Source organism: Bartonella sp. B17, assembly GCF_053795755.1.
On the sequence record NZ_CP200032.1, the window covers coordinates 1,145,344 to 1,157,092 of the forward strand.

Genomic DNA, 11,749 nt, shown 5'->3' on the forward strand with positions numbered 1-11,749 from the left:
TTTACAATGAGTATGACATGCGTGATACATATTATATAACTACTCCAATTTTTTATCCTAATGGCACTCCGCATATTGGACATGCTTATAGTGCAATTGCAAGCGATTCCTTGGCTCGGTTTCATAGATTAGATGGCAGAGATGTGTTTTTTCTATCTGGTACGGATGAGCATGGTTTAAAAATGCAACAAACAGCAGAAGCGTTAGGTATAACACCTAAACAACTTGCAGACTGTAATAGTGCAGTGTTTAATAAAATGCTTACAACATTAAATTGCTCTAATGATGATTTTATTCGTACGACAGAGAAGCGGCATTACCAAGCGTGTCAAGAGATTTGGAAGAAAATGGAAGCCAATGGTGATATCTATATTGGTCGTTATAGTGGTTGGTATTCGGTTCGTCAGGAAGCTTATTATGAAGAAAAGGATACTGAAATTGGAGAAGATAAAATTCGCCGTGAAAAAGAGTTAGGATCTCCAGTTGAATGGAACGAAGAAGAAAGCTATTTTTTTAGACTTTCCCGTTATGAAGAAGTTCTTCTTGAATATTATAAAAAACATCCTAATTGCATTTTTCCTATTGAACGGCGTAACGAAATTATAAGTTTTATCAAATCAGGCTTAAAAGATATATCTATTTCACGGACAAGCTTTAACTGGGGGATTCCTGTTCCAAATAATCCGAAACATGTGATGTATGTTTGGGTTGATGCACTCACAAATTATTTATCAGCAATTGGTTTTTTTGATAAAGATTCAAAAAATCGTGATTTTTGGCCTGCAAAGATCCATATCATTGGTAAAGATATTATCCGTTTTCATGCAGTTTATTGGCCAGCGTTTTTAATGTCTGCAGGAATTGAATTGCCTGAGCGTATTTTTGCTCATGGTTTTTTGCTGAATCGTGGTGAAAAAATGTCAAAATCCATAGGTAACGTCGTTGATCCTTTTGAAATGGTGGATCGCTATGGTCTGGATCAGGTGCGTTATTTTCTTCTTCGTGAAGTACCGTTTGGACAAGATGGTAGTTATAGTCATGATCATTTTGTAAATCGTATTAATGCAGATCTTGCTAATGATCTTGGTAATTTAGCACAGCGCTCTTTATCTATGATTGCTAAAAATTGTGGTGCGAAAGTCCCTGTGCCAACAGGATTTTTAGCTCAAGATGAGCAACTTTTAGAGCAATCTCTTCAAGCACTTGAAAGTTTACGCCAATCCATGCTTTTCCAGAAAATGCATTTAGCGCTTGCAGCTGTTTTTTCAGTTGTAACAAATGCTAATCGCTATTTTGCTAATGAACAACCTTGGAGTTTACGGAAAAATAATCCAGAGAGATTTTTTACAGTTCTTTACGTAACTGTAGAAACTTTGCGGCGAATAGGAATTATGTTGTTGCCTTTTATGCCTCAATCAGCAAGCAAACTTCTTGATAGTCTTGCAATTTCTGAAAAAGATAGATTGTTGCATCATGTAACGAATTCAAAGATTAAAGAAGGCCTTGATCTTCCTTCACCAAAACCGATTTTTCCTCGTTATATCTTGAAGAAAGACGATATTCATCATGCTGATTGATACACATTGTCATCTTGATTTTGAGAATCTTGCACAAAATTTGGGTGATGTTATTCAACGAGCCTTAGATGCTGACGTTAAACGTATGATAACAATTTCAACACGTGTTAGTGAATTAGATAAGCTTTTAGCAATTACACAAGCTTACGATGAAATATTTTGTTCTGTTGGAACTCATCCTAATCATACTCATGAAGAACAAAATATTAAGGGTAAAGACCTTATTCATTTGTCAAATCATCCTAAAATTGTTGCATTTGGAGAAACAGGTCTTGATTATTATTATGATTATTCTTCTCCAAAAGAGCAAAAGAAAAATTTTCTGGAACATATCATCGCTTCTCGGGAAACGCAGCTGCCCCTTATCATTCACTCACGGGATGCTGATATAGATATGGAGCAAATATTACGAGAACAAATGAAAGAAGGTTTTTTTCCATTCGTATTCCATTGTTATTCATCTGGAATGCAACTTGCTCGTGTTGGTATTGAACTTGGTGGTTATATATCTTTTTCAGGAATTCTTACTTTTAAAAATGCTTCTGAAATCCGTGAAATAGCAAAAATTGTGCCTCATGAGCGTTTATTGATTGAAACGGATGCGCCATTTTTAGCACCTATTCCTCACCGAGGAAAAATAAATGAGCCTTCTTTTGTACGTTATACAGCAGCTATTTTAGCTGAAGCTATTGGCTTAAACATTGAAGAAATAGCTCAAATAACGACGCGAAATGCTTTTCGTTTATTTAACAAAATGAAATAAGGGAAAAGATATGTTTGACCGGTATAGATTTACAATATTAGGCTGTGGTCCTTCTGCTGGAGTTCCGCGTCCTAATGGTGATTGGGGTGCTTGTGATCCGAATAATTCTAAAAATAAGCGCTATAGAAGTTCTTTATTAGTTGAACGTGTTCATACATCAGGAAAAAAAACAACACTTGTTATTGATACTGGTCCAGATTTTAGATCACAAATGATAGATGGATGTGTGAAGCATCTCGATGCTGCTCTCTATACGCATTTTCACGCAGATCACATTCATGGTATCGATGATTTGCGCAGTTATGCACTTGCACAGAAATGTTTGATAGATATTTATGCAGATGCACCTACAATAAAGTACCTCAATAATGCTTTTGGATATTGTTTCCAAACGCCTAAAAATTCACTTTATTCACCCATTTTAAAAGCACATCTTATAAATGAGGATAGCCAGTTTACAATTCAGGGACAGGGTGGTGCAATAACTGTTAGTACACATTTACAATTTCACGGTGCCATCCATTCGTTAGGTTTTCGTATTGGCAATGTTGCTTATTGTACAGATGTTAATAAATTTCCTGAAAAAACATTAATAAAATTAATGAATTTAGATGTTTTAATTATTGAGGCTCTTCAATTTGAACCTCATACAAGTCATTTTTCAGTTGATCAGGCTTTGCAATGGATAAAATGTTTAAAACCAAAGCAAGCTATATTAACACATATGGATAAATCACTTGATTATAATGATCTTGTAAGACATATTCCAACACATGTTACGCCTGCATATCAGGGACTTACTTTTGAAAAAAGTATATCTCTTACTGACTAAAATATTAAATCAATTTTAGATGTAATTTTGTTTTTATAAAAGTATTATTTTTTGCATAAATTTTTGTATGTGGATATATAATATTATTATTCTCAATTTTTTTAAAATTTATACAAATAGTATGATGTGTTTTATATTTTTTTACATATAATTTATTTAAAATTATTTAGTAATTCTGTTTAATGATTTTTATTACTGCATATTAGTTTTTAAATAATATTGCAATTATTAAAAATATATTGCCAAAATATTGACATAGTTTTGTTATAATAGTGATTTCTATGACAGAAATGTGAAAAATGTGTATAAAATAAGTTTTAATTGAAGGCTTCTTTTTTTGCTCTAAATCACATTCGTATTATCGCATAATATATATTATGGAATATTTTTAATAGAATAGAAAGGATATGTATTATAATGTTAATAGCATCGCTTTTTGGAACAGTATCATCATTAGTATGGATTTTTTCAGCAAAAGCTACCAGTCCTTTGGATTTATGGTGGGTTCTGTTTCTTTAAAAAAGTTCTATTTTATTATTAGGTAAAAAGACTCTACGGCAATTAAGAAAGTTTGATAATTAAGAAAGTTCTATGACGTTATTAAAAACTTCAGGTCAATTATTCTATCCTGAAGTTTTTAAATTTAGTAATCTGTTATAGTATCGGCAGAATCATTCATATGATTTTTCTTAAAAAATGCAATCGTGATTTGTAGCATCACGAGAATTAAGAATAATATTCCGTGCAATAGTAGCATAAACAATTTATAAGAAAAGTTAGAATGAGAAATTGTTATCATCAGCGTTTCAGTAAGGGCTGCAACACACCATAGTACAATTCCCCATGGCGAATACATCCAAAGTCCAAGTGAAGCAATTGGATAAACAATAGCTAATGTGCCTGATAAAAATTGCCATTGCCATGGCATAAGATCAAAACGCCACAAAATTCCCGAAAATACACCAACAAGACGCAACCAATAATGAATGCTTAAACTTAAGCAAATAAGTGCTAAAAAACGCAAATAAAAGTTGTAAATTAATAAAAGTATATTAGTTTTTGAAATCTGTTTTTTAGGGTTATTTATCAAAGTGATAATTCTCGTTCAACGGGTTGAAAATACACATCAATCATTTTATCTGTTATATCTGAAAGCTTATTTGGATTCCATTTAGGCATTTTATCCTTATCAATTAACATCGCACGCACACCTTCACAAAAATCATGTGAATTAATCATATGATGTGCAATGCGATTTTCAATTCGCATACATTCTTCCAAAGTTTGACATGAATTCTGTTTCATTTGTCTCCAGATAATTTTCAAACTTGTTGGGGAACGTGATTGTAAAGTATCATAACATTCTTTGGCAAATAAAACTCCTTCACAACTTTTTTTATGAAGCAATTCTATACATTCTTCCAAGGTATCTGTACTAAAACAAATATTTATTACACAGCGTGTTTCGTAATTTGTTTCAAAATTTTTTGTAATTGCTCGTTCTTTTAAAGCTAAAATAGGATTTCCTTGCTCAATAATAGCATTTTTAACGATATTTAGTTCAGATTCAGGAACCGCATGCGTTGCTAATCCTAAATTTAAACAATCTCCCCACCTTATATGCGCACCTGTCAAAGCAAGATAAACACCAAAAAAATCAGGAAGAGGTGGCAGAAAAAAGCTCGCGCCAACATCTGGAAAAAATCCAATAGCACTTTCTGGCATAGCAAAAACTGTATTTTCCGTAACAATCCGGTGTGAGCCGTGTATAGCAATCCCAACCCCTCCTCCCATACAAATTCCATTTAAGAAAGAGATATAAGGCTTTGGAAAGCGCTTAATGTAAGCATTTAAACGATATTTATCGCTAAAATATTGATAAGAAGAAGCCGTTTTCCCCATATGATAAATTTCAACTACATCTCCACCTGCACAAAAGGCACGTCCCTCTCCTTCAATTAAGATGCACGAAATATCATCATCTTTTGCCCACGCATTAAGAGCTTTTTCAAAAGCAAAAATCATCTTATGATTAAAAGCATTTAATACAGAAGGACGTGTGAGCTTTATAATACCAGCACACCCCTCTTTCGTAAATGAAATATCACCGTCTGCCCCAAAATCAATTTGCATCTTAGAACTTTCTTAAGTTACTTATTTTATTGTTTGAAATAACTTTTTTGCTCCTAATTGAGGAAATAGCTGCATGATAGCACCAATACAATATATATATATGCCAGTTATTGAAATCCCTACTTTTACCCAATATGGAGCATTAAGTTGGTAAAAAAATGCAGCACCACCGAAAAAACACCATAAGAGAAAAATTGAAAAATTAAGCTTACGTAAACGGATAACTCTTACTGGATGAACAAAATAAATTGGTAAAAAAGATATAATAGCAGATAGAACAATGACAGTGAAACTGATCCACTCTTCTGGTCTTACTACAAAAAGCGTAAAAATCGTCATATTCCAAACTACAGGAAATCCTTTAAAAAAGTTTTCTTTGGTTTTCATTCCTGTATCAGCATAATAAATAGCTGACGCAATGACAATGATAGCGCTTAGTAAGAATGATAATTTTGGCCCCACAAAACCACTTTGATAAAGTGCGAATGCTGGAATTAAAACATAAGTTACGTAATCAATAATGTTATCTAATAATTCTCCAGACCATGTTGGGAGTACGTACTTAACATCAAGTTTACGTGCAATTGGCCCATCAATACCATCAACAAGAAGTGCAAGTCCGAGCCAGAAAAACATAGCTGTCCATTCTTTTTCAGATGCAGATATAAGAGAAAGAAATGCTAAAAATGAACCAGAAGCCGTTAGTAAATGAACAGAAAAAGCTTTAGCTTGGGGCATCGTTACTCTTTTTTGACGTAACAGATCAGCTTTAGTTTTAATTTTTTTTGTTAGTTTACGTTTCAAGGTTTTTTTATCCTCGGTTCCAAAATTTTTACCCATTTTGCAATATATTACTCTTCTCTTTATGATATGATTCATCAGGAAAAAAAACACAAAAAGATCACTTTTTTATATCGCATTATTTATTACATAGTGTAATAAGAGAGGTTTACACAATAAAAAATGCTTATCCATTTAGAAATATTAAAATGGTCGATAAGTTAGAAAGGCTCAAACTATTGTGACATTAGAGAAAAATAAGCGCGAGAGTATTGCTGTTATTGGCGCAGGCCCAGTGGGTATGTTAGCAGCGCTTAGCCTTGCGTATAAAGGGTATTCTGTTTTTCTCATTGGTCCACCTTCTTGTGTAGATGAATTGCGAACAACCGCTCTTATGATGCCGGCGATTCATATGTTAAAAAAAATGAATATTTGGAATGTTCTCAAAAATTATGCTACAGCTTTATCTTTTATAAAAATCATTGATGTTACGTCTAGGATTGTGCGTGCTCCTATTGTAAATTTTTGTTCTGCTGAAATTGGAGAAGAGGCTTTTGGTTATAATATACCTAATGTAGAGTTAAACAAAATTTTATGCGATTTTATTACAAATACACCAAATATTATAAGATTTTTCTCTTCAGCAAAATTTTTTCTTCATCAAGAAGATCATATATGCATTACTCTTGAGGATGGAAAAATGATTCAAACGCCACTTGTTATTGCTGCTGATGGACGCCATTCTTCAGCGCGCGCAGCAGCTGGTATAAGCATCAAACAGTGGAGTTATTCGCAAACAGCATTAGTTTTAAATTTTTCACATGATTTTTCTCATAAAAATACATCGATTGAGTTTCATACAGAGAATGGTCCATTTACACAAGTACCACTCCAAGGGTATAGATCAAGCCTTGTATGGGTTGTCACCTCTTCTCGCGCTGAAGAATTACTTAATCTAGAACCAAAAGAGATTGCAAAAGTGATTGAAGAACAGATGCAGTCGATCCTTGGAAAGGTAACGTTAGAATCATCAATCCAAACTTGGTCCCTTTCAGGACTGATTTCTTATCGTTTTGCCGCTAATAGAACGATTTTAGTAGGTGAGGCTGCTCACGTTCTTCCCCCTATTGGAGCACAAGGATTAAATTTAGGATTTAGTGATGTTCAAACTTTGATTGATATTTTGCCTAATCAAATATCTCATTCTAATATTAAAATGATTATTGCATATTATAATAAACGCCGCAAACCCGATATATTTATCAGAAGTGGATCTGTTCATATGCTTAATTATGCTCTACTTTCTAATATACTGCCTATTCATATCATACGGAGCACTGGGCTTGGATTATTACGCAATTGCTCACCATTACGTAACCTTTTTATGCGTGAAGGCATGTATTTTGGTTATGGATTGAAAAAAAATTATGCAAATATTTCCAAAAATAGCTAAAATGGCTGTATTTATATGATAACAAAATGAATGGGAATGATATAGCTTATAGTAAGCATATTTTATTAGATAATAAGTGTTTTTTACAAGTTGGTGCATTAATTTATCGCGTAAAAAACGAAAATCTTGAGTTTCTTCTCATTACTAGTAGAGGGACTAAGCGATGGATCATACCAAAAGGATGGCCAATTCCAAAGAAATCTCTTTCACAGGCAGCACTCCAAGAAGCATTTGAAGAGGCTGGAGTACGAGGTATTATTGGAACATCCCCTATAGGTACGTATGAATATGAAAAATTAGATTTTCCTGTAAGAAAAAGAGGTAAACTTCGTGTTTACATTTTTTCTATGCTCTATTCACATCAAGAAAGAAAATGGCCAGAACAAGGTCAACGCATATGTGAATGGGTTACAGCGTCAGAAGCAGCAAGACGTGTCAAGGAGCCACAGCTTAAGAAAATTCTGTTACACTATAGACCACATTAAAATAAATCTACATAAAATTCATCATAATACATTTTTTATATCAGTCATTTATATTTTATAAATATCTTAAAATTGCTTATGTAAATGGGCATAAATTTTTACAATATCTTATAAAAAAGTAATTATAGTTAATACTTAAATTTTTTAAATTCCTCGCTGTTAAGTATAATGTAAAAATAAAATAATCTTTGGAACTTGTGAGAAATACAAAGGTTAAGCGTACGAGATAAACATTAAAAAGCATCGTTTAAATAAATGGTGATCAGATGAAATTAAGTAAAAACGTAAAATTAATTATTTTTTTTATAATGGCCATATGTATCTCATCTATCATCATAGTTTCAATAAGTGAAGCTTTCTATAATCCTTCTTGCCAAACTTCTGAGTATGGTTTTGCTCAAGATAAAATTAAATCAGGTCAAAATTCATTTACTGCTTTGCAAATTAAAAATTATCTTACGAAAAATGGTTTTAGTAATATTAAACGATTGCGTTTAGATGATAAAGGCATTTGGCGTGCTTTAGTAGAATTTAAAAAGTGTCATTTCCTCATATCAATCGATTATTCTGGAGCAATCTGCATTCAAAATGAAAGAGATAAATATGATTGAATTTAAAGTTGTTAAAAACATTAATTCAAACGGATATAATAGAACTTTTTTTAAAAAGATTTGTTATTCTATTAAAGAGCTTGTACTCATCGGAGGTTTAAACGGTAGTGTATCAGGAGCAATTGCAGCAATTCTTGCAGCTTATGGTTATATTGCTCTTCCAGGATTTGGTCCCATTATCGCAATGGGCATAGGAATAGCCTTCTTTACTGGCATAATAATTGGTGCAACAGCAGGATTTGTAATGGGTATTTTTGTTGGCACATTCTGCGCTTTTGTGAAAAGCTTATATACATAATAATCTTGTTCATAAATATTTTGTACGAACACATATAATTAATGGATTATATATTATCATTTTTAATAAAATTTCAATTATTATGAATAGAATACTACTAAAATTTTAAATAATTTTTTATTTGATTACATTTGGATAAAATAAGTGGCGCATTATTATATAATAAAGATATTTGTTTTTATATTGTTTATTTAACGTAAGTATAAAAAAGGTCATAAATGAATAAATTTTTTTTTCCTTTGTTAATTTCATTCGCATTTTTAAATTGTGGCGTTTCTGCATTAGCAACATCAACTCAAGTAACAATTTATAAGTTAGAAAAAGACAACGAAAAAAGTCCTATAGGTATAATAAAAATTGAAGAAAGTGCATATGGTTTGATTTTTACACCAAATTTATCTACACTTCCAGAAGGTTTGCATGGTTTTCATGTGCATAAAAATCCTTCATGTGATACGAAAGAGGATGTGATTGGTGGTGCAGCGGGAAAGCACTATGATCCCCAAAATACAAATAAACATCTTGGACCCTATAATGTTAATGGACATCTTGGTGATTTGCCTGCACTTTATGTCGATGAAAATGGTCAAGCAACAATGAGTGTTTTAGCTCCACGAATTAAAAAAATTTCTGAAATTCAAGACCACTCATTAATGATTCATGTAGAAGGAGATAATCACTCAGATAAACCATTACCTTTTGGGGGAGGCGGTGCACGTTTGGCATGTGGTGTTATTACAGGATAAACCTAAAATCCGTAGTGAACTGTAGATGTATATACTCTTCTACAGTTTAGTGATGATGTAGCTTGCTACAAATTTTTGCACAATTTTAGTATTCTAAATTTTATTATAATAATTAATAACGATATAATCTCTTCGTTAAATTAATTTTTTAATTTTCTCTCCTCTTCTAATTCAAAAATGAAGCAACTACGATTTTTAACTAGTTTTTTGTCTCAAAAATCACTTCTTATGATCAGTGAACCTACTTCTTTTTATATATGGGAAATGTGTTGTAATCATTAGATTCAATTTAAATACACTCTCTTTTTCAATTTAGATAAACTTTAATTTGATTTACGACAGTTTATACAATTGTTCTTTAAATTTAAACACTTGTACAAAGAAAAACAGCTCATTCATGAATAAAAGAATTAAATTATTTAGTAATGCCTAATACCATCCAATCGCAACTTGTGCTTCCTCTGACATACAGTCAGGTGTCCATGGTGGATCAAATGTCATGATTACTTCCACATGCAAGACACCTTCAACTGCACTCACTGCATCTTCTACCCAACCTGGCATTTGACCTGCAACAGGACATCCTGGTGCTGTAAGTGTCATTTCAATCTTTACAGAACGATCATTTTCAATATCAATACGATAAATTAGTCCTAATTCATAAATATCCGCAGGAATTTCTGGATCATAAACCGTTTTAAGAGCGGCGACAATACCATCTGTCATGCGCTCAATTTCAGCTGCTGGAATTGCTGATACATAAGACTTCTCTTTTTCGTAATCTTTCTTACTAGATTCAATAGGGTCACATGTTTTAACTGATTTAGCCATTAAAAAATGTCCTTGCTTTTTCTAATGCTTCTGCTAGCTGATCAATATCTTCATAATTATTGTACATGGCTAATGATGCGCGACAAATAGATGTTAAACCAAAATGTTGTAATAAAGGCTGTGCACAATGCGTTCCTGCACGTATAGCAACGCCTTGTCGATCAATAAACATAGCTACATCATGTGCGTGAATACCTTCCATTTCAAAAGATATAATAGCTCCTTTATGAGGAGAACAACCGTAAATACGCAATGATTTAATAGCTTCAAGCTTTTTATGTGCATATGCTAAAAGTGCTGTTTCATGTATATGAATAGCATTTCTATCTTTTTGTTGCATATAATCAATGGCTGCAGCCAGGCCAATAGCTTCAACTATAGGAGGAGTTCCTGCTTCAAAGCGAAATGGAGGAGCATTATAAGAGACTTTTTCAGTGGTTACATCTTCAATCATTTCCCCTCCTCCTTGAAAAGGATGCATCTCCTCTAAGCGATATTCTTTACCATAGAGAACGCCGATACCTGTGGGACCATAAAGCTTATGACCGGTAAAAGCATACCAATCACAATCAAGATCTTGTACATCAACTGTTAAATGTACAGCTCCTTGTGAACCATCAACAAGAACAGGAATAGAATTCTGATGCGCTAGCTTAACAATCTCTTTAACAGCGGGCACTGTTCCAAGTATATTAGACATATGAGTAATAGCAACAAGCTTAGTTTTTTTACTTAATGCTTTTTGGAAATCTTCAATATGTAAAGTGCCATTTTCATCAACTGGGACAAAAACAAGCTTCACGCCTTTTCGTTCACGAATAAAATGCCAAGGAATAATATTTGAGTGATGTTCCATAATAGTGAGGACAATTTCATCTCCTTCATTCAATTTAAACATACCCCAGCCATAAGCAACAGTATTAATGGCTTCCGTCGCACTTTTTGTAAAGATAATTTCTTTGGCTGTTTGAGCATTTAAAAACGTACGAACTTTTTCGCGAGCATCTTCATAAGATTGTGTAATTGTATTTGATAAAAAATGTATTCCTCGATGCACATTTGCATAATAGCATTGATACAAATTATTCATCGTATCAAGCACTTGTTGTGGCTTTTGAGCAGATGCACTATTATCAAGATATGCTAATCGCTTACCATAAACATCACATTGTAAAATAGGAAAATCACGACGAATTTCTTCTACATTATAATTTAATGGTGGTACATCACTTTCCATATT

Annotated in this window: 13 protein-coding genes; 8 read left to right on the forward strand and 5 right to left on the reverse strand. The window is 32.7% G+C overall.

Annotated elements, in window-relative coordinates:
• The first annotated feature begins 17 nt into the window (after positions 1–17).
• From metG to V4B18_RS05120, 3 genes are read left to right on the forward strand one after another with little or no spacing between them, the layout of a single operon-like run.
• Positions 18–1,577, forward strand: a complete 1,560-nt coding sequence (gene metG, locus V4B18_RS05110) for a methionine--tRNA ligase (protein WP_455475394.1) — start codon at positions 18–20, stop codon at positions 1,575–1,577.
• Positions 1,567–2,340, forward strand: a complete 774-nt coding sequence (locus V4B18_RS05115) for a TatD family hydrolase (protein ID WP_455475395.1) — start codon at positions 1,567–1,569, stop codon at positions 2,338–2,340. Before metG ends, V4B18_RS05115 begins: the two co-directional genes overlap by 11 nt.
• A gap of 10 nt (positions 2,341–2,350) precedes the next feature.
• Positions 2,351–3,172 carry an MBL fold metallo-hydrolase gene (locus V4B18_RS05120; protein ID WP_455475396.1) on the forward strand — a complete coding sequence of 274 codons (822 nt, stop codon included), beginning with the start codon at positions 2,351–2,353 and terminating at the stop codon, positions 3,170–3,172.
• 643 nt (positions 3,173–3,815) lie between these two features.
• Here the strand turns inward: V4B18_RS05120 and V4B18_RS05125 are convergent.
• The 3 genes from V4B18_RS05125 to pcsA are packed head-to-tail and all read right to left on the reverse strand — an operon-like array spanning position 3,816 to position 6,145.
• Positions 3,816–4,262 (reverse strand): DUF6163 family protein, encoded by a 447-nt coding sequence (locus V4B18_RS05125; RefSeq protein WP_455475397.1) that lies wholly within the window; start codon positions 4,260–4,262, stop codon positions 3,816–3,818.
• Positions 4,259–5,305 carry an enoyl-CoA hydratase/isomerase family protein gene (locus V4B18_RS05130; RefSeq protein ID WP_455475398.1) on the reverse strand — a complete coding sequence of 349 codons (1,047 nt, stop codon included), beginning with the start codon at positions 5,303–5,305 and terminating at the stop codon, positions 4,259–4,261. The genes V4B18_RS05125 and V4B18_RS05130 overlap by 4 nt, the downstream gene beginning before the upstream one ends.
• A 21-nt stretch (positions 5,306–5,326) precedes the next feature.
• Positions 5,327–6,145 carry a phosphatidylcholine synthase gene (gene pcsA, locus V4B18_RS05135; RefSeq protein WP_455475399.1) on the reverse strand — a complete coding sequence of 273 codons (819 nt, stop codon included), beginning with the start codon at positions 6,143–6,145 and terminating at the stop codon, positions 5,327–5,329.
• Between the two features lie 181 nt (positions 6,146–6,326).
• On the opposite strand from pcsA, the gene V4B18_RS05140 reads away from it, so the two are divergent.
• The 5 genes from V4B18_RS05140 to sodC all read left to right on the forward strand — a co-directional run bounded on the left by V4B18_RS05140 (position 6,327) and on the right by sodC (position 9,678).
• Positions 6,327–7,538: a UbiH/UbiF family hydroxylase gene (locus tag V4B18_RS05140; protein WP_455475400.1), complete on the forward strand. Its 1,212-nt coding sequence runs from the start codon at positions 6,327–6,329 to the stop codon at positions 7,536–7,538.
• Positions 7,539–7,564: 26 nt separating this feature from the next.
• Positions 7,565–8,023, forward strand: coding sequence for an NUDIX hydrolase (locus V4B18_RS05145; RefSeq protein WP_455475401.1), 459 nt, complete (start codon positions 7,565–7,567; stop codon positions 8,021–8,023).
• Between the two features lie 266 nt (positions 8,024–8,289).
• Positions 8,290–8,634, forward strand: coding sequence for a hypothetical protein (locus V4B18_RS05150; RefSeq protein ID WP_455475402.1), 345 nt, complete (start codon positions 8,290–8,292; stop codon positions 8,632–8,634).
• A complete protein-coding gene (locus tag V4B18_RS05155; RefSeq protein WP_455475403.1) occupies positions 8,612–8,932 on the forward strand; it encodes a hypothetical protein in 321 nt (106 codons plus the stop codon). The genes V4B18_RS05150 and V4B18_RS05155 overlap by 23 nt, the downstream gene beginning before the upstream one ends.
• A gap of 218 nt (positions 8,933–9,150) precedes the next feature.
• Complete coding sequence (gene sodC / locus V4B18_RS05160; protein ID WP_455475404.1) at positions 9,151–9,678, forward strand: superoxide dismutase [Cu-Zn] SodC; 528 nt, start codon at positions 9,151–9,153, stop codon at positions 9,676–9,678.
• 429 nt (positions 9,679–10,107) lie between these two features.
• Here sodC and V4B18_RS05165 read toward each other — a convergent pair whose 3' ends face one another.
• A complete protein-coding gene (locus tag V4B18_RS05165; RefSeq protein WP_455475405.1) occupies positions 10,108–10,509 on the reverse strand; it encodes an SUF system Fe-S cluster assembly protein in 402 nt (133 codons plus the stop codon).
• On the reverse strand, positions 10,502–11,746 hold the full coding sequence (locus tag V4B18_RS05170; RefSeq protein ID WP_455475406.1) for a cysteine desulfurase: 1,245 nt from the start codon (positions 11,744–11,746) through the stop codon (positions 10,502–10,504). Before V4B18_RS05170 ends, V4B18_RS05165 begins: the two co-directional genes overlap by 8 nt.
• Between the last annotated feature and the right edge of the window lie 3 nt (positions 11,747–11,749).

Coding starts and splice junctions, on each gene's coding strand:
- V4B18_RS05165 (WP_455475405.1), bottom strand. CDS start 10,509: ATGGCTAAATCAGTTAAAACATGTGACCCTATTGAATCTAGTAAGAAA.
- pcsA (WP_455475399.1), bottom strand. CDS start 6,145: ATGGGTAAAAATTTTGGAACCGAGGATAAAAAAACCTTGAAACGTAAA.
- V4B18_RS05155 (WP_455475403.1), top strand. CDS start 8,612: ATGAAAGAGATAAATATGATTGAATTTAAAGTTGTTAAAAACATTAAT.
- V4B18_RS05115 (WP_455475395.1), top strand. CDS start 1,567: ATGCTGATTGATACACATTGTCATCTTGATTTTGAGAATCTTGCACAA.
- V4B18_RS05170 (WP_455475406.1), bottom strand. CDS start 11,746: ATGGAAAGTGATGTACCACCATTAAATTATAATGTAGAAGAAATTCGT.
- sodC (WP_455475404.1), top strand. CDS start 9,151: ATGAATAAATTTTTTTTTCCTTTGTTAATTTCATTCGCATTTTTAAAT.
- metG (WP_455475394.1), top strand. CDS start 18: ATGCGTGATACATATTATATAACTACTCCAATTTTTTATCCTAATGGC.
- V4B18_RS05145 (WP_455475401.1), top strand. CDS start 7,565: ATGAATGGGAATGATATAGCTTATAGTAAGCATATTTTATTAGATAAT.
- V4B18_RS05120 (WP_455475396.1), top strand. CDS start 2,351: ATGTTTGACCGGTATAGATTTACAATATTAGGCTGTGGTCCTTCTGCT.
- V4B18_RS05150 (WP_455475402.1), top strand. CDS start 8,290: ATGAAATTAAGTAAAAACGTAAAATTAATTATTTTTTTTATAATGGCC.
- V4B18_RS05130 (WP_455475398.1), bottom strand. CDS start 5,305: ATGCAAATTGATTTTGGGGCAGACGGTGATATTTCATTTACGAAAGAG.